Source organism: Actinoplanes sp. NPDC000266 (genome assembly GCF_042899005.1).
Taxonomy (GTDB): Bacteria; Actinomycetota; Actinomycetes; order Mycobacteriales; family Micromonosporaceae; genus Actinoplanes.
In genome coordinates, this window is record NZ_JBIAZI010000025.1 from 19584 (window position 1) to 43608 (window position 24025).

Sequence of the window (24025 nt, forward strand, 5' to 3'; positions counted from 1 at the left end):
GGGTTCGGCGGCGACGCTTGCCGGGAATCGGGCCGCAGGTTTAGGCGGCGGCGAGCCGGATCGTGAGGGATTCGTCGGCGCCGGTCGCGGGTCGAATCAGCAGGTGCAGCTCCGCCGAGCCGAGCTGACCACCTGCGATGATGTCGACCGCCGCGTTCGCGGCGTACGCCGGCGACGCCGCGATGACCTGGAACGGTGGGACCACCCGGATACACGGGTCACTGTTGTGGCGGACCTCGGCGCTGATCGTGAACCGGTCCGGACCGGCCCCGCCGGTCCGGCTTGTGGCGGCGGCGATCTCCTCGGCGCTGGTCACGGGCACGGCGACGCCTTCGCGGATCAGCTGATGGCAGCCGGCCGACGTCACTGACGTGACGGGGCCCGGCATCGCGCACACCGTCCAGCCGGCCTGCGCCGCGCGCCGGGCCACGGGCAACGACTCGCTGTGCATCGACGCCTCCACCAGCGCGGTCGCGGCGCCGAGGCGATACAGCAGATGCGAGCGGACCGCCGATCGGGGCAGGGACCGATTCGCGCCAGGCGGGAACGGGCTGATTACCGCACCGCAGGCGCTCGTCTGCTCTACGGCCCAGGCGGTCGACGGGCCAAGGCCCTGGTCCAGACCTGCGCCGGCGACCAGCAGCGGCGACGCGGCGGGTACAGCCAGTGCGCCGCCGATCGCCGCGTGGTCGATGCCCAGCCCAGCCGCGGTCACTATCGTCCATCCGGCGTCGGTCAGCTGGCCGGAAACGTCCTCGGCGACGTGGGCGCCGTACGTGGTGCAGGCACGTGAGCCTGTCATCGTGATCGCCTTGTCCAACATCTCGGCGACATCGGCGGCCCCGCGCACCCACAGGCACGGCAAGCCGTCGCACCCCGTGCCAGCTGGCCAGCCCGGACTGCCCGGAGCGAGCATGGTCATGCCCGCCGCGGTGCCACGCTCGCGGAGCTGGCGGCCCAACACCGACAGCCGCTGCTCGGCGGGCTCGGTGGTCATCAGCGGGTCGGCGGTGACCTCTGGGTACACCCAGCTGCCGACTAACGGTTCCAGATCCGGGGGAAGGCCGAGGAACTCCGCCGGGAGCGGGCGCCCCACATACAGGGACAGTCCAGCCCGCACGTCGAGGTTGCGATGGTTGTCAGGCATGGTCATGGCAGCTCCGATGAGGGAAGCCGATCCGGCGTCCGTTGCGGTGCGCGCCGGTTGGACGGCACGACCAGGCCCGCGCGGCGCGCGGACGGCGTCAAGGCCCCGGCGCCACCCACTGATATGGACCGCTGATCGGGCCCACGGCCCACCTGGGGCCGGAGAGGCCGGGCCGCCTTGACGACGGTCCGGCCCGAGCGGGACCGTGTCCGGCCCCATCCGGCGGCCGCAGCACGTGAGCCCGCACGACAACGAGGCCACACCGCAAACGCCGATCCGCGCCCGCAGCATGGCCTCGCACGGCGTTGACCGGTCTACCGGTAGATTTGATCGACGGTGCTCACCAGATCGCATCGGCCCAGCCGTACCGCCCCCGGCCCGGGGAACGTGAGACACTTGTGCTGGTTCCAGGAACGGAACGCGCCGAACGACTTGAGCACGTAGTGGCCCGAGGACGTTTTGAAGACTTCCCACACGTTGCGGGCGTACGCCGCCTGGCAGTACATGTACAAGTAGTTGCTGCTGGCGTCGCCGAGCACGCCCAGGCAGTCGTTGCTGCTGCCCTGCCGTTTGAGCGTCCACAGCGGGTGGCCGTTGTAGTAGCCGACCAAGGTCGTCTGCCAGTTGCCGAACTTCGCCGGCTTGGCCGTGCACGAGTACAGGTAGATGTCTTCCAGGGCGTCACCGACGGCGTACACGCACCGCCCGTACCGCACGGATTTGATGTCGCGGTAGGAGACGGCCTGGGCCGGGCTGGCCGCGACCAGCGTCGCCCCGGCGAGCAGCATCAGCACCGTGGCGATCTGCGCGAAGATTGTCAGCCGCCGGCGCGGTGAACCCGCGGGTGGCTCCGACGACCGTGTCGTGTCAGCGTAGGCGGGCATGAAACGCGCGGCGGGCAGGACTGCAGTGCCGGTGGTATTGGTTTCTCGCATGTCGTCGAGCGTGTGCAATGGCAATCGGGAAAGGGAGTTGTCTGAGGTTGTCTGCGGTTGTCCCTTCGGCTTTGAGATGCCAATCCTGAAAGTATTTACGAGACAACCCCAGACAATGGGAGACAACTGTTCAACCGCCGATTCTCCAGGCAAGGTCGACACGACCGGTACGTGGGGCCGTCCATCTTGACGAGCCGCGACGCCCAGCACCACCGGACGTCGCTGACGTGCCCGAACTGTGGAGAGATACATTCCCGATGGCGCTGCCATACTCGATCTCACCCGCCCGCGATTTGCATCTGGGCCGACGGCTGATACTGCTACACCGCATTTGGTGACCGACCTTTCGGTCGTGCGGCGGCGATACGAAAAATTCCGTCAGGCGCTGCCCGAGGTGGCCACGTTCTATGCCATGAAATGCCATCCGGCGCCGGAGATTTTGGTAGAGCTCGCCGGGCGGGGTGCGAGCTTCGAGATTGCCTCGGCAGCCGAACTGTGCACCTTGCAGCAGCTCGGGGTCGACTCGGCCGCGGTGTTGTACAGCAACCCGGTGAAACCGTGTGCCGAGCGGTCGAGGGGTCGCTTACTGCGCGGTGGGTGGTGCCGCGTTGGTGGCGGTGATCGCCGCTGCGGTGGCCCAGCGCGCGGCGGCCGTGTGGGCGGTCGCTGCGACGCTGAAAGTGCCGACAGCGAATACGACGGGGATCCAGCACAGGACGAGGAAGTCCGGCGCGACTAGCCAGAGCAGGACGATGCCGGCGACCGAGGTGGGTAACCCGACGACCGCCGCTACGCGCGCGGCCCGCACGAGCCGGAAACCACGCGCCGATCGCAAGCTGAGTAGCAGGCCGGCAGCGACCGCGAGCAGGATGATCGCGTCGGCGGTGGTGTAACAGGCGAACGTCGCGTGCACGCGGGAGATCTGTGGGGGCTGCCAGTGGGATCCGGTCGCGGCTTGCCACCACCACCCGACGGCGATCCCGCCCACCAGCAGGCAGGCGAAGCCGGCGGCGGCCACCTGCGCCCACAGGTGCACCCGGGCCCGGCGCCACTCGCTCGGGCCGGCCGAGGACGCCTCGGTCGGCGTGGCAGGGCGCCCGTGGTTGTTGAGCCGGCGGCCCACTCCGTCGTGGTCAGGCATCGGGTTCTTCCTCGTCGCTGGGGGTGGTCAAAGCCGTGGGGTCGAGCTCGATGAGGACGGGCAGGTGGTCGGACAGCTGTTGCGGGTCGAGCCCGCGCGTATGCAGCCGGTCGTTTGACAGCCCGGAGAGGTTTTGGAAGGTCTCGGTGTTGATGACCTGGTAGTCGCGTAGTGCTGCCGGGCGGGTGGTCCAGAAAACGTCTTCGCGGCGGCTCCACATGCTGCGGTGCCCGCCGGTTGCCTGCCACGCGATGCCGAGTGTCGGTGCGGCGTCGTGGAAGCCGCTGCGCCGCATCAGCTGGGCGGGGCGCCGGTCGGCTTCACGCGGCGCTCCGGGGTCGTCGTTCCATCGGACGTGCCGCTCGACCCACTCGGGTGGGAGGGCGGCCCAGTCGGGGTCGCGGTCGTAATCGGGGTCGGCGCCGAAGGAGTTCCAGTCGGCGCCGAGCAGGACCGGCTGCGACAGCGGCAGTTTCCCGGTGAGGGTGTACGTGTCGTCGAGTTGTTTGGCCGGGTTCCACGGGCTGAGGTGGGTGACGGCGACGGTCAGGGGGCTGGGGGCGCCGATGTCGAGGCGGACGATGCCCAGGCCGTGCCACATCAACAGGTCGTACGACCTTGTCGAGATCGCGCGGTAGGTGGGCCGCCAGAGGATCGCGAGGTGGCAGTCCGAGTGCACTGCCGGGACGGCGAACGCGTTCATCGCGAGCGCGCCGTCGATGGCGGCCACGAGCCGGTCGAGCTCCGCCAGGTCGGCGCCGCGCGCGTAGATTTCTTGCAGGCACAGCACGTCGGCGCGCAGCAGGCGCAGAAGTTCGTGTTGGCGTTCCCGGGTCCGCGCGCCGGTTTTGCGGTACGCGCCGAGGTTGTAGCTGACGGCCCGGATCCTCGCCGCGCTCGTGCCATCCAGGTCCTGCGGTGGGAACGGCGCACCGGCGGGCTTCATGGCGTGTCCTGTTGCGCCGGGCCCGTTGGCGCTTCGGCGGGCGAGGCGGCCGGCTGTTTAGGGGCCTCAGCGGGTGGTGCCGGCGCTGGGCCGAACGCGGCGATGAACAGCTTGCGCCACTGATTCATCGTCGACGGGCGTGGACCGTAGTGGCGTTCGTGCCGGAATTGGCAGACCTGTTGGTGGTCGTCGACCAGCTCAGCCAGGCCGAAGGTGGTCATGAACAGCAGGCCTTCGTTGACGGCGCCGTACAGGTGGCGGTAGCCGGGCAGCAAATGCCGGGCCAGGCCGGCGCGGCGGCAGCAGGCCAGCTGTTGCAGAAAACTACGCAGAACAGCGGCGGTGGGCATGGCGGACGGATCGGTGCAGGCGTCTAGCGCGTCGCCGATCTCGCCGAAGGCGGCGGCGCATTGGCCGTCGTCGCGCAGCTGGACGGCGATGTTGCGCCGGGCAAGCGCAGCGCGATCGCGGTGGCCGAGTTGGTGGTGCGCGCGGTGCAGGGCGCGGTAGACGCCGACTGCTTGCCCGTGTAGGCCGTGCTCGGACAGGACTTCGGCGTGCCGGTCGGCGGCGTGCTGCCAGAGACGCTGCCGGCCCAGCCGGCTGGCGGCATGGTAGGCGTACCGCGACCAGGCGAGTACCCGCTCGTCCCGGACCGACGGGCCTGCTGGCTCGGGAAGGTAGCCGTCCAGGAGCAGGCCGACGTAGAGCACGCTGGCGTGGGCCAGATGCCGTGAGCAGGGCACGGTGACCGGGTCGAACTCGGCGAGCACGCGAGTCAGTAGCCGCCAGGCCGCGTCCTCATCGCGGTGGATCAGGCGCCGGGCGCGGCATACCACCGCGGCCAGCTCACGCGGCGAGAGGTGTGCCGGAGTGGGCTCGGCCGCGGCTGTCCTGCGGTGTCCACGGGCGGGATGGCCGGCGATCGCTGTGAGCGTCGTTCCTGACGGTGGATGATCGTGGATTGCGGGTCACCGCCGCCCACGGCGCAGGAGTCCTTGCGGTCGAGCCTGCAGTCGTGGACCGGGGCGGTATGCGGCTCGTTGATGTTGGCGGCGGGTTGATCCGGGCGGTGACCGTTGTCGGCGCTCATGCCGGAACCGTCGGCCGTGGCAGGTGCTGGCCGCTGCGCGTTGCGCCGAGCTCGGCTGGGCTGTTGCCGAGGCGGGGCGAGGCCGTCGTGTTCGCGCCGGCTCGTCTGTCTGGTGCGGGTGTCGGGATAGGCCGCACGGCGGGTTTGCCGTGGGCGCCGCCGCGCGATCGCATCTGCACGCCGGCGTTGCTCAGGTAGCGGTGCACGGTTCCGTAGGAGCATCCGTGCTGGTCAGCGATCGTCTGTAGAGAGTGTCCCTGGTTGTAGAGGTCGGTGAAGGCTGCGGTCATCGCGACCTGTTCGGCCTCGGTGAAGCGGCGCCAGGGACGGCGTGCGCCACCCTCGTATGGCTGGGCACGGCGCGACGACCGCGGCCCGGGCCGGTGTTTATCTGCTGGCATCAGGTCTTTCCTGTTCTGATCGGGACGCCCGTGCCGGCGGCCGCGAGACTTGACGGTGGAATCGGTCACCGCGGGCCCGGCGGTGGTGCGGTGACCTGCATGTGTGGGTGCTCGGCGAGCCAGGCCATCGCGATGCCAGCGGCGACCCGTTCCACCCGGCCACCCGCGTCGCGACCTGCGGGCTCGGCGACGACCACCAGGTCGCCGTGTTCCTCGGCAATCCGGCGGTGGCCCTGGCCGCCCAGTGCACCGCCGGTGGCGTGCCCACCCGCTGGCCGGGGCGCAACGTAGAGCCCCTCGCTGTCCAGCTCAGCCATTGCTGCCGCGCTCTGCGCCGCCGCGGGCAACGGCTGTCGCCAGCGGCTGGCTCTCACGCAACAGCTGATGCTGGCGGCGGATTTTCCGCTCGCCGACCGACTGTTCGCCGTCGAGACCGCGTCGCCGGTCGCGTTCGATGCACTCCTCGACGTCCACGGCAGTCAGGTCCCACACGACCAGTTCCGCGCCGCACCGCGCCGCGAGCTCCCGTACCGTCTCGAGATAGTGCGGCTCCAGGAAAGGGTCATCGCATACGACATCGAGCCCGGAACACAGCAGCACCTCGATGACGGCATTGACCACGAGCTGCTCGCGCCCGGCGTAGAGCGGGCCGTAGGTCGCCCCGTCTCCGGCCAGGGCCTGCGGGTGCAGCATGGCCGCGATCTGGTCCGAGCCGACCCGTGCCCGGCGCTGCGGGTCTTCGGCAACCCACCGCAACGCCCGTGTGCTCTTGCCGCTGGCCGGCAAACCCCGCGTGACGAACAGCCGTCTCTTAGTCATGCGCCGGGCTCGCCTTGGCCGTGGTCCCGGCGAGGTCGTGGCCCGGCAGCGCCGGTCTCGGCTCGACGTTCATCGCGGACGGCTTGTCGTGCTGGTGGAGGTGTCGAAGGCGGTGAGGGCGCGGGTGGCGCCGGTATGGGTGTTGGGAAAGAACTGTTGCAGGATGCCGGTGATGGCGTTCCGGTAGAGGCGCAGCCGGGTCGCGGCGATCAGGTCGCGGTGCTCGGAGGTGGTGCCGATGCTGTTGAGCCAGGCGAGTTTGCCGGTCAGGTCGGCCGGGTCTCGGGGCGCGTGCAGGGCTGTCGGAATCAGGGCGGCGAGCGGGCTGTCGGGGTCTGTCACGGGCAGGCAGCCGGCGGTGACGGCGGTGATCAGGTGGATGGTCGACGCATGGGTGGTGGCTGGGTTGCCGGTGTCGGCGGGGAGGTACACGGTCAGCGCGTTGCGGTAGCCGGCCAGGTCCGGCGGTTGCCGGATGGGGTTGGTGACGGTGAGGTGCCGGCCGGTGCGGCGCCGGGCGATGAGGGTGCGCGGCTGGTGGCGGTCGAGGTAGGTGTGCGGGATAGGCAGGGCGGGCGCGTCGATGCTGTACCGGCTGCTGGTGCGCGCGTCGAGTACGCGTACCTGGGGCCGGTGGTGGAGCGGGTGGGTGTCGGGCAGTTGATTGAGGGGGTCCCAGAGTAGGACCGGGATCGGGCTGTCGGCGAGGTGCTGCCACCAGACGGTGTCGGCGTGCCGCTGGGGTGGGGGTTGCCAGCAGAGCACGAGCAGGGCGCCGAGCCCGTGGGGGTGAAACGTGCTGGGGGCGGGGGCCAGCGGGGTCGGGTAGTGGCCGAGCTCACGCAGGGCGTGCCGTATCGACGTGTCGTAGTCCTCGCTGCTCGGTCCGGTCGGTGGGCGGCCGGTGCTGAGGTAGCCGATGCGGGCGGCGAGGGTGCTGTCGCGGCGGGCCTGCCCGGGGCTGCGGAAGGTGACGTCGGCGGCGGTGAGCATCTTCTGGACGACCGTGTAGGAGTAGCCGGCCTCACCGGCGAGGGTGCCGATGCTGATCTGGCTGGTGGTGTAGCGGGCGGCAAGTTCGGTTTGCAGGATCTGCCGGGCCGGCGAGACGGGGGCGGTCCCGGGCCGGTGGCGGGCGGTTACAGTGAGTAGGCCGAGCAGGTGAGCGCGCACGTCGAGCGCGATGCGCCGCTGTCGGGCGGTGCCGCCGCGCCGGGTGGTGGTGTCCGGGCCGAGCGTGCAGACGCGGCGGTGCCGTTCACTGGCGGCGAGGTTGCCCAGGACGGTGCCGGCGAAGTCGACCGCCAGGCCGTGCCACGGCTGGGCCGGGCTCGGCAGCAGATGCCGGTGTTCGTCGAGCAGGCTGATGGCGGGACCGGTGCGGCCGCAGACGGTCAGCAGCTGCGCCGCCCGGACCAGCAATAGCGCGGTGGCCAGGGTCGGCTGCGGGTCGCCACTGACCCGCTGGCGCAGGGCGGCGGTGGCTTCCCGCACGGCAGGCAGGCAGAACCCCTGGGTTTGCAGGAGCTCCGCGACCGTGTACCGGGCGGCGGCGAGCGCGTCGGGCCCGGCGGCCAGTTGATCGGCGTCCAAGGCCGGGGTGGCGACCAGATGGGCGGCCGCTGGTCGTCTACCGTGGTCCCGCAGGAGAGTGGTCAGCATGTCGGCGCAGGTGATGGTGCGCCGGTCGGGTCCACCGTAGAGCTGCAGGGCGGCTCGGTAGGCGTAGACGGCGCGGTCGAGGTCCCTGGCATCGGCCACTTGTCCGCCGGGGTCGGGGCGCCAGGCGACCTCGGCTTGAACTGCGGGGTCCGCGGGCGCGGTGTAGTAGTCGATACCCGTCGGGTCGGGTGGTGTTGCGTCGCCGGTGGGCCGGTCGGTGGCTGTCAGCATGTGCGGCCTATCAGGTACAGGGTAGGCGCGGTGAGTGCGGCGGAGTTGGGGTGCGGCTGGGCCGGGGCCGCGGCTCCGGCAGGATGCCCGGCAAGGCCGCCGGGATCGGCCGCAGCTTCGGCGGAGTTCGTCACGGTGTGCGCCGTCTCCAAGGTCGTCATTCGGTTAGGGGCCTGCGCATAGCGGTGGGCCCGCCGGGCGAGCAGATGCCGGCCGCCCGGTCTCATGGCGCACTCGCGGCGTCGTGAGAGCTGATCGCGGCATGGCGAAGCGGCGACGCGCCCGAACTCGGCCAGCTCCCGCCGGAACCTGGGGCCGGGCAGCCACGCCGACGCCGCACCGCGCGCGTAAGGTGAGCGGCCCGGCGTCGCGGCGGATGAGCGCCACCTGCCGGCCGGTCGGGCGCCTGACGTAGGCGAGGCCGGTGATCTGCGGCCGGTCGATGCAGGCGCCGATGGGACCGAAATCGACATCGGCGTCGGTTGGTGTCGCGCGCCCCGGTCTCGAAGGTCACGGCGCTGCACCGACCGGCGCCACCGCCGGCGACGCACCTGCAGCGGGGCAGCCCCGATCGCGGATCGCGGAATCCCCGTCATCGCACGGCCCGGGTGGCAGGTGCGCCGGTCGGCGGCTCGGTGGTTCGGGCACGGTCGGTGCCTGATGCCCCGAGTGAGGTCTGCGGGTCGGCGGTGCCGGTGTTGGCGAGGGTTTGCAGAGCGTCGAGCACTCGGGAGGTGTAATCGCTGAGCCGGTGGCGGTGCAGATACAGCAGGCAGGCGGTGAGCAGGTCCCGGTGCAGCTCGGTCCCGGCGATCGCGGCGAGCATTTTGAGAGTGTCGGCGTGCTGGTGGTTGTGGATGCGCAGCGGGGCCGGGACGAGTTCGGCGGCGCCGTGCAGGCCGGCGGGCAGCAGCGGCAGACAGCCGTGGGCGACGGCCAGGATGAGCCGTCCGGTGTGATGCCCGAGCCCGTCCTGCCCGGCGGGCGGATACAGCTGCACGGCCAGGCTGTTGCGGTACGCGGCGATGAGCTCGGCGACAGTCTTCGGCGGTTCGGGTCCGGCGGAGTGATCCAGCGTCAGGGTCCGTCCGCGCTGGACAGTGATCGCGTCGCGGGGGTTGGCCTGGTCGAGGAGCCAGTCGGGGGCCAGGTACGGCAGGAGCAGCTTGCCGGGTTGTTCGGTGACCGCGGTGACGCGCACGTTCGGCATCCGGGTAAGCCGGTGATGGGTGGAGAGTTGGTGGTCGGCGTCCCAGATCAGTGTGGGGAGCCGCCGGTGGACGGCGACGTGGTGCAGCAGCGATCCCGGATCGTCGGGTGCCGGGCTCGCCCGGCGGGGGTGGGCACGGACGAGTTCGCAGACCAGGGCGGTCAGCCGGTACCGATCAACGGCAGGCGGCTCGGCGTCGGCGGGCAGGGCGATGACGGTGTGCCCGGCGGCCGCGAGGGCGGCGGCGAGGGCCGGTTTTCCCGGCTCTTGGTCGGTGATGGCGGCACACGCGCTGGTGGCGGTGCGTAGGTAGCCGATGCGCAGCAGGGTTCGCACGCTCGGCTGGCGGCGCCGGTTGCCGTCGAGCGTGCGGCCGGTGCGCAGCGGCGTGCCGGAGGCGACGATCAGGTCGCGGATGTGTCCGTTGCCGCGCTGGGTTTCCACGGCGATCTGCGACAGGGTTCGCTGGTCGGCGATGTAGCGCCGCTCGAGCGCGGCGGTCAGGGCGGATTCGACGAGCAGACGGTAGAGGGCGCGGTCGGCCGCGGTGGTCACCATGCGCCGGCTCCCGCCCGCGCAGGATCGTCGAGATCGGGGCTGGTGCCGGCGGGGGTGAGCAGCCACATGACCGGCAGCGACACCACGCCGAGGGTGATCGGCGCGCCGAGGGTGTGGTAGCCGGCGCGGGAGGCGATCGTGAACATCGGGCCGGGCGCGAGCAGGTGATAGGGCAGCCCGGCCGGGCGCAGGTGCTGCTGCCAGTCGGTGAGCAGGGCGGCGCCGATGCCCTGGCGGTGCCGGCCGGCCTGCACGCCAAGAGCGAGTAGGTGCTGGTGCGCTCGCCGGGGATGCCGCTGCCCGATCTGGTCGCGGCTGGTGTGCCACCGCGGTTCGTGACCCGGGGCGGGCTGCAGGCGAGCCAGCGGGGTGGGCAGGGCGGGTGCGTTGTCGGGGCAGGTGGCCCAGACGCTGGCGCCGATGATGGTGCCGCCGTCGTCGGCCACCCGGATCGCGCGGGCGCGCAGGCGTTCGGCGGTCAGCGCGTCGGCCCAGGCGGCCAACTGCCGGCTGCGGACGTCGGCGGGCAGGATCAGCCAGCGGGAGAGGGCAGGGTGCAGCAGCGTGGCGGCGAGCAGGCCGGCGACGACGGGCGCGTCCCACGTCCCGGCCGGGCGGATGTGCAGGTCAAGGTCGGCTGGCATGAGAGAGGTTTCTTTCGACGGCGGCGCAAGGCGCCTGTGGTGGGCGGGTCAGGACGCACACCTTGCGGTGGGCACGTCGGTTGAACACGCTGGGCTCGTCCGACTGGACGGCGGCGACCAGCAGCCGGGCGGGGCGGTCCGGGATCGTCTGCGGGTCGGCGCGGAATCGGCGGTCGTCGCGGCGGCCGCGCCCACACAGGACCCGTACGCTCGCCCGGGCCGCACCGTCGGCTTGGGCGTCGGTGAGCGCGACCCGGTCCGAGATCTGGCCGTCAGCGAGGTGGGATTGCTTCGCGGCCAGAGCCAGCGCGGTGTGGCAGTCGCCGAGCGCGTAGCGGGCGGCGGCCAGCCACAGCCGCACCGGCGGCCCAGGCCACGATGGATCAGGCCCGCGGCTGGTGGCCAGCGCCGACCAGATGGCGGCGGCCGGCCCGAAGCGCCGGGCCCGGTAGTGCGTTCGTGCCACCAGATGCAGCGCCGTGCCCACGGGGGTGCCGCCGCCGCGGCTGGCCGCGACGGCGATGTGCTGGGCCCAATGGTTGTTCGACCAGCCGCGGGTGGCGGCAAGGTAGATCCGGGCGATCTCGGCGGGAGTGACCGGCGGGTCGCTGTCGGGCAGGGGCAGCCCGGCCAGCACGCGGCTGGCGAGCACGAACGCGTGGTGTTCGCCGTGGTGCGCGACCGCCAGCGCGGCGTCGGCGACTGTGACCGTGGTGTTCATGCCGGCCGCCGCGGGTTGGCGAGGGCGTCGGCGATCGCCTTGCGGTGCCGGCGGGCCCAGTCGTCGGCACCGCGCCGCTGGTCGTGTCCTGAGTTGACGATCAGGGGCGGAGCCGGTGTGCTGGCCCCGAGTTCGGTGAGCACGGCGTCCAGCGCCGGGCCGGCGTGTGAGTGCGAGCGTGACGGCATCGCCACGGCGGCGGCGATCGCGACGGTGCCGGGCAGCCCGGCTATCTCGTCGAGGAACGCCTTGAGCAGTCCGGTGAACGTGCCCGCGACGCTCGGGGTGGCCACGACCACCAGGTCCGCGGTACGGACGGTCTCGAACGGGTCGGCCACCGCCGGGTACTGGTGGCGGCGGGCCGGGCGGCCGGCCACGGTGATCGTCACGAGTTCGCCGAGCTCCAGGGTGTCCCGGCGGCGCGGTTGGATGATCTGGTGTCGGATGAGCGCGTCCACGGCCTCGTCCGCCAGCGCCCGCGTGCGGGAGGCCGGTTGTGGGCTGCCCACGAGGATCGCCACCGTGACCGGCTGAGGCCGCCCGTTCTGCGCGTCGGCGCTGTGGCCGGTCATGACGGGCATCCGGTGGGCGGGCAGGGGCAGTGGGCGCCGGTGCTGTCGTGTCCGGCCGGGAGCGGCAGTGCACAGCGCGGGGTGTCGCTGTAGCCGGGCGTCCAGCAGCGGGTTGCGACCAGCTCGATGGGCCACCATTCGGTCACCCAGGCCGGCCCCGATTCCGGGGACTGCGGGGTGCCATGGTGCTCAGGCAGGGCGGCGACGTCGTCGAGGTATCCGCGGGCCCACCGCAGGGCACGTTCGAGGTCGGTGCGATCGAGGTGCTGGTTCTGGGGTCCTTCGTGCAGCCGCTGGTGGGCGTCGCCGGGCTCGTAGATGACCCACCGGCGGGCGTGCGGTTCGTAGCAGAGCACGGCACGCAGCCAGCGCCGGGCGCTGGTGAGACTCGGCACGAAAAGGCCGTGCTCGGGTGTCGGCAGGCGGTGGTGACGGATCCGGCGCAGCGGAAGGACCGGCCCGCGTCCAGGCGGCCACATGATCATCCGCGGGTCTCCGTCCGAGCCGCAGTGGCCTGCGGGTGGCTTCGGGCTGGCCCCGACCCGGCCGGCGCGCTGCGGCGCTTAGCTCGGATGCGGGCGGTCGAGATGGTCATGGGCGGGCCTGCTCAAGGTGCAGCAGCTGCCACCAGCCAGCTCGGCGTTGCGCCCAGGGAAGGCCGTCGTCGCCGTCCGCGGCGAGTGTGGCCATGGCCGGGTAGAGGGCGGCCGGGCAGACCAGGTGATGGCGTTGGCTGGTCAGGTCGAGTTGGGACAGCGTGTAGCGGGCGAAGGTGTGCCGCTCGGGGCTGCCCGGGGCGGGGAGTCGGCGGGCGTGTTCGGCCAGCACGGTGCGGGCGTCGGTGTCGCGGCCGCAGGCGGACAGCATCGCGATCAGGCCGATCATCAGGGTGAGCCCGCGTAAGGTCCGCGGTGGTGCCGGGTTGCGGGTCCAGGCGCTCAGGGCGCGGGTGGCGGCGCGGACGGCTTCGCCGCACCGGCCGAGCTGGTGCAGGCGTTCGGCGGCGTCGAGGTCGACGCTCCAGGCCCGGTGCCCGAGGTGGGGCCGGTCGGTGAACCCGGCCGCGGGAAGCTCGTGGCCCATCGGCTCCCCGACGATGGCACCGGCGGCTGGGGTGATTTCGGCGGTGGCGAGCTGGTGCAGCGCACGGTCGAGGTAGCGGCTCCAGCCGGGGTCGGGCCGCAGGCTGGTGTAGAGGACGGCGGCTTCGATGACCGCGGGGCAGGCGGGTTCCCGGTCCGGGTCGAGCTGGCGGAGGTTGACGGCGACCAGCCGGACCGCCGCGTCCGCGGCGCCGGCGGTGATCAGCCGGTGGGCCGATTCGACGCAGCGGCGCAGCTCCTCGTAGTTCATCAGTGGTCGGGTCCTCGGTCCATGGGCAGGGGGCGCAGCCGGGCGGTCATCGCGGCGGACGGTGCGAGCCGGGCGGAGGGTGACGGTCATGACGCCGCCCGCTCGGCGCGAACCTCGCCCACGGGGGCGCTGCCCGTGGGCGATGCGGGGGTGTGGCTGGTGATCGCGGCGGCCCAGCGGGCCTGCTCACATGGAGCCGGTTTGAGTTGCCCGTACTGGGTCAGGCAGGCCGAGCACATGCCGCTGCCGTCGTCGCAATGTCCGGTGGTCACGGCACGAGCCGCCTGCACCGTGTCGTCCTCGCCGGCGGTGTCCGCCCGCCCGGCGGTGGTGGGGGGCGCCGGGCGCCGGACCGTGGGGGTGCTCATGCCGGCTCGCTTACGGCCGCGACGCCGAGCAGCTCGCCGAGCCGGTGGTGCGTGCCGGAGTCGGCGAGGCTGCGGGTGCTCAGGGCGATGCGGCCGTGGTGCAGGACGCTGACCCGGTCGGCGACGGCGGCGGCGAGGTGCTGGTTCTGCTCGGCGAGCAGCACGGCGGTGCCGGCTGCGGCGATGCGGGCGATGGCGGCGGCGAGCTGGTCGACGATGCGCGGGGCGAGGCCTTCGCTGGGCTCGTCCAGTAGCAGCAACCGGGGCCGTTGCAGCAGGGCGCGGGCCACGGCGAGCATCTGCTGTTCCCCGCCGGACAGCTGGCCCGGGTACCGGTGGTGTTTGCCGTGCAGGCCCGGCAGCAGCTCGAGAACGGCCTGCTGGTCCCACGCCTGGCCGCCGCCGGGGCGGGCGGCGGCCAGGCGCAGGTGTTCACCGACGGTGAGGTGCGGCCACAGTCGGCGTCCTTGCGGCACGAGCGCAATGTCCCGCCGCCTCGCGGGGGTCAGCTCGGCGCCGTGCAGTCTGATCTGGGTGCCGGGCTGGGCGGGGTGTAGCCCGGTGAGGACGTTGAGCACAGTGGATTTCCCGGCGCCGTTGCGGCCGAGCAACGCGTAGACCGTTGCCGCGTCGACGCTCAGGTCCAGGCTGTCCAGTACGGGCGCGCCGTCGTAGCCGGCCCGCAGCCCTTCGACGGTGAGTACCGCCTTCCGGGCGCCGGGCGGGTCGGTGGGGAGACCGTCGGTGGTCGCTGGTGTGGCTGCCGGGAGGTAGGCGTCGAGGACGTCGGGGTGCTCGCGGATCTCGTCGGTGGGACCGGTGGCGATGTGCCGGCCGGACGCGAGGACGGTGACGGTGCCGGCGAGCCGCCAGATCAGCGGCAGGTGGTGGTCGACCAGCACGACACCGGTGGTCGAGGGCAGCGCGGTGATGACGGCGGTCAGCTGTTCGATCTCGGCGGGGTCGAGCCCGGCGGAGGGTTCATCGAGCAGCAGCAGCTGTGGCCGGCCGGCCATCGCCATGGCGATCTCGAGCAGGCGCCGCCGCCCGTAGGGCAGGCTCGCGGCCACGGTGGTCGCGTCGCCGGCCAGCCCGGCGTATTCCAAAGCGGCCCGAACCTGCCCCGCCCGGCCGCCGACGCCCGGCCGAGGACGGCGGATGGCCAGGGCGATGTTGTCGGCGGCGGTGAGCTCGCCGACAACCGCGGGGTGCTGGAAAGTCCGGCCGATACCTGCCCGTGCTCGCCGGGCCGGGCCGTGCCGGGTGATGTCGCCGCTGTTGAAAAGGATGCGCCCGCTGGTGGGCCGGGCACTTCCGGCGATCACGTTCAGCAGGGTCGACTTCCCGGCGCCGTTCGGGCCGATGATCGCGTGCCGGGTTCCCGTGTGGACGGCCAGGTCGATCGGCTGTAGGGCGGTGACGGCGCCGTAGCCGTAGAGGACGAGCCCGACTCGGCAGGCCATGCAGACCAGCACGACCCGGACGGGAAACCCATCTTCGCGGCCGCGGCCGCGGCCGCGGTCGGGGATGGGGCTCATGCGCTCGCCTGCCCTGGGCGCGGTGTGCCGGCGAGGTCTGCGGTGATGGCGACGCCGAGGTAGGTGTGCAGCCGGTCGAGTACGGCCGGGTCGGCGAGCTCGGTCGTGGTCACGGTGTGCACGAGGCGGCCGTCGTGCAGGACGCTGATCCGGTCGGCGACAGCGCGGGCGAAGGCGAGGTTCTGCTCGGCGAGCAGCACCGTGACCCCGGACAGTCCAGTCAGGATGGTACGTAGCCGGTCGATGATGAGCGGGGCGAGGCCTTCGGTGGGTTCGTCGAGCAGCAGCAGCCGGGGCCCACTGCTGACCGCACGGGCCAAAGCGAGCAGTTGTTGCTGGCCGCCGGACAGCTGCCCCGGGAGCCGGTCCAGGTGCCCGTCCAGCGCGGTGGTGAGGGCGTCGAACGTGTCGAGGTCGATCGGCGCGGCCCCGCGCAGGCGGGCGGCCAGGGTGAGGTGTTCGCGGCCGGTCAGGGCGGCGAACAGCCGCCGGCCCTGCGGGACCACCGCCACCCGGGACTCGCAGGGCCGGGCGTGACCGAGGGTGGTTCCGTCGAGGATGAGGTGGCCGCCGCGGGCCGGGTGCAGCCCGGCCATGGTGTTGATCAGGGTGGTTTTCCCGGCGCCGTTGCGGCCGAGGACCGCGTGGACCTCCCCCGGGGCGAGGGTGAGGTCAATGCCGGCGAGCACGTCCGCGCCGTGGTAGCCGGCCCGCAGCTCGTGCACCCGCACGGCCGCGCCCGTGCCGGTGCTGGGCGTGGCGGTGGGTGCCGGGTCGTGGGTGCTGGTGGTGGGTGGGTTGAGGTAGGCGTCGCGGACGCCGGGATCCTGGCGGATCTGCTGCGGGCTGCCGGTGGCCAAATGTTGGCCGTGGTGCAGCACGGTGATGGTGTCGGCGACCGCCATGACCAGGTCGAGGTGATGGTCGACCAGCAGCACGGTGACCTCGCCGGGCAGCCCCGCGAGCAGCTGGTGCAGAACGAAAATGTCGGCGGGGTCGAGTCCGGCGGACGGTTCGTCGAGCAGCAGCAGCCGGGGCCGCCCGGTCAGGGCCATGCCGAGTTCGAGGAACCGCCGCTGGCCGTAGGAGAGCCGGGCGGCCGGGGTGTCGGCGTGCTCGGTCAGGCCGAGGCGCTCCAGCATCCGATCGGGGCCCGCGCTGTGGCGGCCGTCGGCGAGGGTGAGGTTGTCGCGGACGGTCAACGCGTCGATGGTGGCGGGATGCTGAAAGGTGCGGCCGATGCCGTGCCGGGCCCGCCAGCCAGGCGAGCGGCGGGTGATGTCGCGGTCGTCGAACCTGATTCGGCCGCTGGCGGGCCGCAGGGTCCCAGCGATCAAGTGCAGCAGGGTGGATTTGCCGGCACCGTTCGGGCCGATGATCGCCTGCCGGGCCCCGGCCGTGATGTCGAGGGTGAGCGGGTGCACGGCGGTCACAGCGCCGTACCGGCCGCATGCCTGGTCCAGGCGCAGCAGGGCGGTCACAGGCGTCTCCGAGCGAAGGTGCGGATGAGCATGGCGTGGGTGGGGCGTCGGTAGGCGACGGCGATGAACAGCAGCCCGAGCAGCAGCGGGCCGTGCCCGGCGGTGCCGACCCCGAGCCCGTCGCGGACCGCGATGATCAGCAGGGCGCCGAGGGCGGCGCCGGTCAGGCTGGTGCCGCCCATCGCGGCGGCGAGCAGGGCGAGGGAGGCGATCTCGAAGCCGAAGTCGGCCGGGGCGACGTACTGGTTGAGGGCGACCAGCAGCGCGCCGCCGGCGCCGGCCAGGCCGGCGGCGATCGTGTAGACGGCGGTCAGCCGGCCGGCGACTCGGTGCCCGAGGGCGGTCATGCGCGGCTCGTGCCCGGCGATCCCACGCACGATGAGGATCAGCCGGGTGCGCATCAGCACGAGCATGGCGACCGTGAGGAGTCCGGTGACCGCCGAGAGGTACCAGTAGGTGGCGGCGGGACCGGTGAGGGCGGGCCCATCCGGCCAGAGAATCACGGGTGGGGTGCGCATGCCTTCGTCGCCGCCGGTCAGCGTCCGCCATTGGCTGGCGGCGGTCACGGTCAGCGCCTGCAGGGCGAGGGTGGCCATCAGGAACGGGGTGCCGCGGGTGCGCAGCACCAGCGGCGCGGTCGCCGCCCCCGCCACGGCGGCGACGGCGGTGGCGGCGGCGAGCTGGCCGAGCGCGAGGGTGTGCCCGGCCGTGCCGAGCAGGGCGGCGGTGTAGGCGCCGATCCCGAAGTAGCCGGCCTGGCCCATGCTTGCCAGCCCGGCGATGCCGGACAGCAGTTGGGTGCTGGCGGCGAGGACCGCGAACACCAGCGCGACCGAGGCGACGGTGACCGGATATGGGCCGGCCAGCGCGGGCCACGCCACCGCGAGCCCGGCGGCGACAACCAGGGTGGGCAATCGCAGCCGCGCCCAGCCGCCGACCACGGCCGGGTGGAGGCCGAGCACAGTTCGCGAGCCTGACACGGGAGCTTCGGCGGTCTGCGGGGTTTTGTAGCTCATGCGCGTCTCACCGCCGTTGCGGCGCGGCCGCGGGTGACGAACACGGCCAGGACGGCGCCGAACAGCAGGAACGGGGCGAGGGCGGGCAGGGCGGCGGTGAAGGCCTGGACCTGCCCGACCAGCAGGGCGGCGGTCAGGGTGTGCGGGATGGAGCCGGCGCCGCCGAGCACGACCACGATCAGCGACAGCGTCAGGATGTGCGTGTCGACGCCGGGGGCCGGGCCGATCAGCGGTGCGCCGAGCACTCCGGCCCCGACCGCCAGACTCGCGCCGACCGCGAGGGCGACGGTGCGGACGCGGCCGGTGCGGATCCCGGCCGCGGCGGCCATGGCGGGGTCGCTGACTGTCGCCCGTAACACCATGCCGGCCGGGGTGCGCCGCACCACCACGTGCAGGGCGACCGCGATCGCGGCGGCCACACCGATGAACAGCAGCCGGTACAGCGGATACCCGCGTCCCAGCACCGTGACGCTGCCGGCGAGCAGGCCGGGAGGGTCAGCCGGTTGCGGATCGGCACCGGCCAGCTGGGTGAACGCCCACCCGGCGACGAACGCGATCCCGAGAGTGAGCAGCGCCTGCTCGAGCTGACCCGCCTCACGCAGAGGCCGCAGCAGCGCGGTCAGCAGGCCTCCGGCCAGGGCGCCGCAGGCGGCGCCGGCGAGCACGGCGGTGAGGAAGCCGAGCAGGCCGGTGCCGGTGAACAGCGCGGCGACGTACGCGCCGGCGAGGTAGAGGGTGCCGTGGGCCAGGTTGAGCACGTCCATGACGCCGAAGATCAGCGCCAGGCCGGCGCCGACGGTGAACAGCAACAGCCCGTAGGCGATCCCGTCGAGCAGGTTGACGACCGTCGTGGCCACCGCACCCGTCTCCCTTCGTTCCGTGGGGGTTGGGTTAGCGGGGGCGGCGGCCGACCGCGGTGTACATCGGGTAGGAGTAGCCGGTGACGGTCGGGTCTTCCATGCCGGCGCGTAGGAAGTCGAGCTGGGTTCGGGTGAGTCCGGCGTCGAGTAGGGCCTTCTCCTTTTGGTGGCTGTTGCAGGCGTGCAGTTGCATGCCGGGCTGCCCGCCGGTCCAGAACCCGTTGTAGACCTGCCCGGTGACGTCGGCCAGCCCGGCGGTGCGGAACGCGGCGGGCAGCCGGCGGGCCCAGCCGGGGGCCATGCCTACGGCTTCGCCGAGGCCGATCAGGGTGTGTTGGAAGGCGGTGAACGCGTCGTGGACCTCGTCGTCGGCGGTGAGCAGCATGTCGTCGAGGTGGGTGCAGTCCCAGTCGGAGATGACCAGGTAGCCGCCGGGCTTCAAGGCTCGGGCGGCGCGGGCCAGCAGCTCCTCGCGGCGGGGCAGGTGCATATACAGCAGCCGGGCGTGGATCAGGTCGTACTCGCCGTCGCCGAGATCGGCGTCGAGCAGGTCCTGTTGCCGGGGTTCGATGACGTCGGTGGCGGTGATGTAGCGGGTGTCGCGGTCCATGGCCACGACGTGGGCGATGCCGTTGGCCTCGAGCCAGCGGGCGACGGAGCCGCCGCCGGAGCCCAGATCGAGGCATCGCCAGTCGTCGTCCATGAAGATGTTGCCCAGCACGGCTTGGGTGTGCGGGTCGAGGATGTCGGCGAGCAGGCGGACCTGTTGGGCGGCGTCTTTGGTGGAGTTGTCGAACATGTACGTGCTGCTGGTGACGGTCATGAGGCAGGAACTCCTTGACAGAGTGACGGGACAGCGGACGGGGTTTGGTGGTGCGGCGGGGCGCCGGAGGCGATGCCCCGCCGCACCAGGTGGTCGCCGGCCGCGGATCAGGGGGTGCCGCGTGATCCGCTCGGGGTGGCCGGGCGACCGGTGCGGGCCGGGCGAGTTCACCGGGCTCGCCCGGCCCGCGGGGTTAGTTGCTCAGGGTGGTCAGGGTTTGCTGCACGACGTTGGCCTGGGTGCGGCCGTCGGGTTTGACCTGACGCAGGTAGTACGCCTGGATAGGCGAGTGCTGGCCGCCGAAGCGCCAGTCCCCGCGCGGGCTGGCCACGGTGCCGAGTTTCCCGATCGCGTCGTTGATCGCTTTCGGGGTCGGGTTCGGCCCGGCGGCGGTGATGGCCTGGTCGAGTACGAGCGCGGCGTCCCATCCGGCGACGGAGAAGATGGTGGGGGCGGTGCCGTGTTTCTGCTGGTAGGCGGGGGCGAAGGCCCGGTTGGCGGGGTTGTCGAGGTTCGCCGCGTAGTTCAGGACGGTGTAGACGCCGGTCGCCGCCGCGCCTTGGGCTTCGAGGACGGCGCCTTCGGTCAAGAAGCCGGCCGCGTACAGGGGCAGTTTCAGCCCGGACTGCTGGTACTGCTTGACGAAGTCGACCGCGGAAGTGCCGGCATAGAAGGTGTAGACGGCTTTCGCGTCGGTGTCGGCGATTTTCGACAGGAACGGCAGATAGTTTTTCGTGGCCGGCCACGGCGTCCAGGTGGTTTTGCCGTCGGAGTTGGCGAGTTTCCCGCCGGAGGCGATGAACTTGTCGGTGAAGCCGCCCATCTGGTCCCAGCCGCCCTGATAGTCCGGGCCGATCGCGTACACCGGCCCCTTCACTGTCTGAGCGATGTACGGGGCGACCGCGGCGCCCATCTCCTTGGACAACCAGCTGGTGTTCCACACCCAGGTGACGTCTTTGATGACCGAGGCGCGTCCGCCAGCGCCGACGAACGGCAGTTTCCGGTCGGTGGCGTACTGGGCGATCGCCGCGTTCGTCTCCCCACTGGCCGTGCCGACCAGGACGGTGGCCTGGTCGGCGTCGACGAGCTTCTTCGCCGCGGCCAAGGCAGTGGGAGCGCCGGACCCTTCGTCAGTGGCCGGGGTTTTGACGGTGAGGCCGCCGAGTTTTCCGCCGTGGCTGTCGAGGTAGAGCTGCCAGCCGCGGGCCTGGTCGACGCCGATCGTCTCGTACGGGCCGGACTGCGGCCACACCAGGCCGATGGTCAGCGTGCCGTCGCCGGCGTCGTCGGTGTCGAGGCTGGAGCCGGAACAGCCGCTGATCGCCGTCACTACGGCGAGGGCGGCGCCGAGTAGGAGACGGCGTTTGAGCCGGCGAGACGGTAGTGGGGTGGGCGGCGTGAGGGGCACGGCGATGTCCTTTCGACAGAGCGGGCGATGTGCGGGGGCACGGCGGCGGTGCAAGCGGGTGGCAGCCGAGAACGAGGTGCGGTGGGCGCTACGGTTGGTGCTCGTCGCGGCACGGTGATGGCGTACGGGGCGGCCGGTTAGGGGTGCCGGCGCCCGCCGGGGTCCAGGACGGGGCCGATGGCTTCGCCCAAGCGCATGAGCTCGTCGTCGATGAGGTCGAGCTGGGCGTTGTGGTTGGCCAGGACGATGAGTACGACGTGCGGGTTGGGCCGTTGGATGAGCACCCAGCCGGCGGCCATGTTGATGACGATGCGTTCGACGCCGCCGCCCTGCATGAATTCCGAGATGCCACCGGCCAGGGACATGTGCCCGCTGGCGGCGGCGGCCAGCTGGTCGCGGATCGCGGGTGTGAGCTGGCTGCTGGCGGCCATCGGGAGGCCGTCGACGGAGACCGCGATCGAGTGGGCGATGGCCGGGTCGGCTTCACCGAATCGGTCGAGCAGGAATCCGAGTTGCTGGCTCTGGGCGGGCGAGGTCTGGCTGGGGAATTCGGGGGCGTAGGACGGGGCAGTCATTTCCATCCGATCTGTCGAGGAGGGACACGGTTCTGCTGCTTGCGGGCGACCCGGGTCAAAGCGGCCATGCCTTGCCTGGTGGCGGCCGGGGTCCGCGGGACGGGAATCCGCGGCGCGGCCGGGGTGGGCATGGCGAACTGCCCGGGCCGGCGCATCGGAAGCCCGTTTCTGGTCTGCTGCTCGGTCGAGCCGGCGGTCAGGGCGGCGGTGTCACGGTGCGCGCGCTGCGCGGCGGCGGCACTGTCACGCCAGGTATCGGCAATCTGTGGCCCGGGACTGTCCGGGCCTTGGGCCGCGGTGAAGTAGGGGTTGTCGTCCAAGAGCGTTTCGTAGATCTCCAACCGCAGCGGGTTGACGTCGATCCCGGGCGCGGGCCGGCCGGCGACGGGCAGCAGCTCGCGGGTGGCGCCCGCCAGCGCCGCGGCGGCCGGAGCCATCAGTGCCGGTGCCGGCTGCGGTACAGGAGGGTGCGACGCAGTCGGCGCCACGGTGGCCGGGCGCGGGGGAACATCGCGAGCAGGCGGCGGCATGGTGGCGGGCAGCCCGCGTGTGGAATCCATGATCAGCAGCGCGGACGGCACGATCACGTCGACACCGGTGCCCTGCGTCGGGCGGGCCCTGAAGGTGATCTCGAGGCCGAATTCTCGTGCGAGCAGGCCGATCACCGGGATGCCCATGTGCCGGGCCGCTACGGCCAGGTCGAAGTGGGCCAGGCGGTGGTGGATCTGGTCGCGGGTGTCGTCGGGCAGGCCGATGCCCTCGTCGGCGATGTGCAGGTGCAGCCGGTCGCCCACGATGGCGCTGGAGACCGTGACCGCCGTGTCCTGGTGGGAGAAGGCCAGCGCGTTGGCCAGCAGCTCGGCCAGGATGTGCAGCAGCGCGTCGACCGCTTCCGGCACGATCAGGCAGTCACCGGTGACCTGGCCGTCGCGGACCCGCACGGATGCGCCTTCGGCCCAGCTGATGGCCGCTTTCACCACGTCGGGCACCGGGATCGGCCGTTCCACGGACTGCTGCGGGCGGCCACCGGCGATCACGAGCAGGTTGTTGACGGTCCGGTTCGCGCTGGTCACCTTTTGATCCGCGGCGAACAGCAACTCCAGCCGGCGTGGGTCTTCCTCGTTGCGTTCCAGGTCATCCAGGCTCGAGGTGACGTGGTTGACCATCAGCCGGAGCCGGTGGCCCAGCGTCCGAACGATCTGATAGTTCAGGCCGCGGGCCGCGGCCTGCTGCCCGGCCAGCCGTGCGGCGACCGCGGCGACGTTGTTGAACGCGGCCGCGACCGTGCCGACCTCGTCACGGCCGTGGACCCGCACCGCCTGCCCGGCACGCTGCACGGCCGCGGCGACCGCTGTTTCGTCCGCGCTGCCCTTGATCAGCTCGTCGACCATGGTCGGCAGCGTGGTGTCGGCCAGCGTGGCCGCTCCAGCGTGCAGGTCACGCAACGGCGCCGTCAGCGAGCGGGTGAGCCGCCAGGCCAACAAGCCCAGCAGGATCAGGAACACCACGACGGCGCTGCCGAGCAGAGCGGTCTGCTGCTGTTGGGCGTCGCGTTGCGCGGTCACCGCGTTCACTAGGCTCGCGTCCAGCTCCGCCTCGACCTGATGCAGCTGATCCATTCGCGCCGTGACCGCCGCCGCGAACTGCTCCGGCCCCACCCCCACCGCCAGGGGCCGGCCCGGCAGGCTACTAGCGGCCAGAGCCTGCAACCGTTCACCCGAGACCACCGCTTTGCTGCCCGTCCGAGCGGCCAGTCTGGCCTGCAACTGCGGGGCGGCCAGCTGCCGAACCGCTTCCAGCGCCTGCGCAAACCCTGCGTCCGCGGCCACAACCTGCTGCTGGGCCGCAGCCGAGTACTCCCCGGCCTGCAACGCCGGCAACACCGCGACCTGCAGAAGCCCCAACGATTCGATCGCCTGCGACAACGTGGCCGCCGCCCGCAGCCCGTCGGCAGTGTCCGCGTCGACACCAACCTGGCTCATCGCCGCCCGGTAGCCGCCCAGGTCAGCCAGCAGAGCCCGGTAGCGGAACACGATCACGCTGGCGGTCGCGTCCCGGCCGGCCCGGACCTGCTCACGCAGCAATGGCAAACCGTCGAGTTGCGTGCGTAGCCGCAGCACCAGAGGCTGTAAACCGCCCGGCACCCGCACACCGGCCAGGGCCTGACCGAACCGGTCGCGGACCTCGTCGGTCGAGCGGGCCTGCCGCTCGAACCCCGCGATCGATGGCGCGCTCGAACGCACCGCGAACACCAGCGCCGCGCCGGCACGTTCGCGCTGCAGCTGCCCGGCGAGCTCGCCCGCCACCGCACCCACCCCGACCAGACGCCGTGCCTGATCAGCCTGCGCCGCCGCCGACCGCGCGCCCAGCACCAACACCAAGGACAAACACACAATCGCCGCCACCGGCGCCACCAGCAGCAGCGCGAGTTTCGTGCGGATCGGCCGGTCCGCCAGCTTCAGCCACCGCCGCCTGGCCGTACCGTCGGGATGCTGTCCCCCTGTCATGCCGCGGCCTCGCACC

General features: G+C 72.1%; 24 protein-coding genes and 1 pseudogene. 1 reads left to right on the top strand and 24 read right to left on the bottom strand.

Annotated elements, in window-relative coordinates:
* Nucleotides 1-40: 40 nt before the first annotated feature.
* Entirely contained in the window at nucleotides 41-1153 is a 1113-nt protein-coding gene (locus ACFY36_RS51105) for a DNA-processing protein DprA (RefSeq protein WP_499753202.1), read from the bottom strand.
* A 308-nt stretch (nucleotides 1154-1461) separates the two neighbouring features.
* Entirely contained in the window at nucleotides 1462-2082 is a 621-nt protein-coding gene (locus ACFY36_RS51110) for a hypothetical protein (protein WP_499753203.1), read from the bottom strand.
* Nucleotides 2083-2434: 352 nt separating this feature from the next.
* Here ACFY36_RS51110 and ACFY36_RS51115 point away from each other — a divergent pair.
* Nucleotides 2435-2632 (top strand): annotated as a pseudogene (locus ACFY36_RS51115) (type III PLP-dependent enzyme); the annotation flags it as partial.
* Between the two features lie 33 nt (nucleotides 2633-2665).
* Here the strand turns inward: ACFY36_RS51115 and ACFY36_RS51120 are convergent.
* From ACFY36_RS51120 to ACFY36_RS51225, 22 genes are all read right to left on the bottom strand, one after another.
* Complete coding sequence (locus ACFY36_RS51120) at nucleotides 2666-3223, bottom strand: hypothetical protein (protein ID WP_499753251.1); 558 nt, start codon at nucleotides 3221-3223, stop codon at nucleotides 2666-2668.
* Complete coding sequence (locus ACFY36_RS51125; protein WP_499753204.1) at nucleotides 3216-4169, bottom strand: endonuclease/exonuclease/phosphatase family protein; 954 nt, start codon at nucleotides 4167-4169, stop codon at nucleotides 3216-3218. Before ACFY36_RS51125 ends, ACFY36_RS51120 begins: the two co-directional genes overlap by 8 nt.
* On the bottom strand, nucleotides 4166-4942 hold the full coding sequence (locus ACFY36_RS51130) for a hypothetical protein (protein WP_499753205.1): 777 nt from the start codon (nucleotides 4940-4942) through the stop codon (nucleotides 4166-4168). The genes ACFY36_RS51125 and ACFY36_RS51130 overlap by 4 nt, the downstream gene beginning before the upstream one ends.
* A 316-nt stretch (nucleotides 4943-5258) precedes the next feature.
* A complete protein-coding gene (locus ACFY36_RS51135) occupies nucleotides 5259-5732 on the bottom strand; it encodes a helix-turn-helix domain-containing protein (protein WP_499753206.1) in 474 nt (157 codons plus the stop codon).
* Nucleotides 5729-5980: a hypothetical protein gene (locus ACFY36_RS51140; RefSeq protein ID WP_499753207.1), complete on the bottom strand. Its 252-nt coding sequence runs from the start codon at nucleotides 5978-5980 to the stop codon at nucleotides 5729-5731. The genes ACFY36_RS51135 and ACFY36_RS51140 overlap by 4 nt, the downstream gene beginning before the upstream one ends.
* Nucleotides 5973-6482, bottom strand: coding sequence for an AAA family ATPase (locus tag ACFY36_RS51145; protein WP_499753208.1), 510 nt, complete (start codon nucleotides 6480-6482; stop codon nucleotides 5973-5975). Before ACFY36_RS51145 ends, ACFY36_RS51140 begins: the two co-directional genes overlap by 8 nt.
* Nucleotides 6483-6551: 69 nt before the next feature.
* The gene (locus ACFY36_RS51150; protein WP_499753209.1) at nucleotides 6552-8375 is read right to left on the bottom strand and encodes a helix-turn-helix domain-containing protein; all 1824 of its coding nucleotides are present in this window, start codon (nucleotides 8373-8375) and stop codon (nucleotides 6552-6554) included.
* 592 nt (nucleotides 8376-8967) lie between these two features.
* Nucleotides 8968-10143 carry a hypothetical protein gene (locus ACFY36_RS51155; RefSeq protein WP_499753210.1) on the bottom strand — a complete coding sequence of 392 codons (1176 nt, stop codon included), beginning with the start codon at nucleotides 10141-10143 and terminating at the stop codon, nucleotides 8968-8970.
* Complete coding sequence (locus ACFY36_RS51160; protein ID WP_499753211.1) at nucleotides 10137-10787, bottom strand: GNAT family N-acetyltransferase; 651 nt, start codon at nucleotides 10785-10787, stop codon at nucleotides 10137-10139. The genes ACFY36_RS51155 and ACFY36_RS51160 overlap by 7 nt, the downstream gene beginning before the upstream one ends.
* Nucleotides 10771-11508 (bottom strand): hypothetical protein, encoded by a 738-nt coding sequence (locus tag ACFY36_RS51165; protein ID WP_499753212.1) that lies wholly within the window; start codon nucleotides 11506-11508, stop codon nucleotides 10771-10773. The genes ACFY36_RS51160 and ACFY36_RS51165 overlap by 17 nt, the downstream gene beginning before the upstream one ends.
* On the bottom strand, nucleotides 11505-12080 hold the full coding sequence (locus ACFY36_RS51170) for an NADPH-dependent FMN reductase (protein ID WP_499753213.1): 576 nt from the start codon (nucleotides 12078-12080) through the stop codon (nucleotides 11505-11507). The genes ACFY36_RS51165 and ACFY36_RS51170 overlap by 4 nt, the downstream gene beginning before the upstream one ends.
* Nucleotides 12077-12565: a hypothetical protein gene (locus tag ACFY36_RS51175; RefSeq protein WP_499753214.1), complete on the bottom strand. Its 489-nt coding sequence runs from the start codon at nucleotides 12563-12565 to the stop codon at nucleotides 12077-12079. The genes ACFY36_RS51170 and ACFY36_RS51175 overlap by 4 nt, the downstream gene beginning before the upstream one ends.
* A 106-nt stretch (nucleotides 12566-12671) precedes the next feature.
* On the bottom strand, nucleotides 12672-13433 hold the full coding sequence (locus ACFY36_RS51180; RefSeq protein ID WP_499753215.1) for a hypothetical protein: 762 nt from the start codon (nucleotides 13431-13433) through the stop codon (nucleotides 12672-12674).
* Between the two features lie 86 nt (nucleotides 13434-13519).
* Entirely contained in the window at nucleotides 13520-13801 is a 282-nt protein-coding gene (locus tag ACFY36_RS51185) for a hypothetical protein (RefSeq protein ID WP_499753216.1), read from the bottom strand.
* On the bottom strand, nucleotides 13798-15339 hold the full coding sequence (locus ACFY36_RS51190) for an ATP-binding cassette domain-containing protein (protein WP_499753217.1): 1542 nt from the start codon (nucleotides 15337-15339) through the stop codon (nucleotides 13798-13800). Before ACFY36_RS51190 ends, ACFY36_RS51185 begins: the two co-directional genes overlap by 4 nt.
* Complete coding sequence (locus ACFY36_RS51195) at nucleotides 15336-16820, bottom strand: ATP-binding cassette domain-containing protein (protein WP_499753218.1); 1485 nt, start codon at nucleotides 16818-16820, stop codon at nucleotides 15336-15338. The genes ACFY36_RS51190 and ACFY36_RS51195 overlap by 4 nt, the downstream gene beginning before the upstream one ends.
* The gene (locus tag ACFY36_RS51200; protein WP_499753219.1) at nucleotides 16817-17836 is read right to left on the bottom strand and encodes a branched-chain amino acid ABC transporter permease; all 1020 of its coding nucleotides are present in this window, start codon (nucleotides 17834-17836) and stop codon (nucleotides 16817-16819) included. Before ACFY36_RS51200 ends, ACFY36_RS51195 begins: the two co-directional genes overlap by 4 nt.
* Nucleotides 17833-18693 carry a branched-chain amino acid ABC transporter permease gene (locus ACFY36_RS51205; RefSeq protein WP_499753220.1) on the bottom strand — a complete coding sequence of 287 codons (861 nt, stop codon included), beginning with the start codon at nucleotides 18691-18693 and terminating at the stop codon, nucleotides 17833-17835. Before ACFY36_RS51205 ends, ACFY36_RS51200 begins: the two co-directional genes overlap by 4 nt.
* Nucleotides 18694-18727: 34 nt before the next feature.
* On the bottom strand, nucleotides 18728-19519 hold the full coding sequence (locus ACFY36_RS51210) for a class I SAM-dependent methyltransferase (RefSeq protein WP_499753221.1): 792 nt from the start codon (nucleotides 19517-19519) through the stop codon (nucleotides 18728-18730).
* Nucleotides 19520-19712: 193 nt separating this feature from the next.
* Nucleotides 19713-20927, bottom strand: a complete 1215-nt coding sequence (locus ACFY36_RS51215; RefSeq protein ID WP_499753222.1) for an ABC transporter substrate-binding protein — start codon at nucleotides 20925-20927, stop codon at nucleotides 19713-19715.
* A 137-nt stretch (nucleotides 20928-21064) separates the two neighbouring features.
* Nucleotides 21065-21502, bottom strand: coding sequence for a roadblock/LC7 domain-containing protein (locus ACFY36_RS51220; protein ID WP_499753223.1), 438 nt, complete (start codon nucleotides 21500-21502; stop codon nucleotides 21065-21067).
* Nucleotides 21499-24009, bottom strand: a complete 2511-nt coding sequence (locus tag ACFY36_RS51225) for a sensor histidine kinase (protein WP_499753224.1) — start codon at nucleotides 24007-24009, stop codon at nucleotides 21499-21501. The genes ACFY36_RS51220 and ACFY36_RS51225 overlap by 4 nt, the downstream gene beginning before the upstream one ends.
* Nucleotides 24010-24025: the final 16 nt, after the last annotated feature.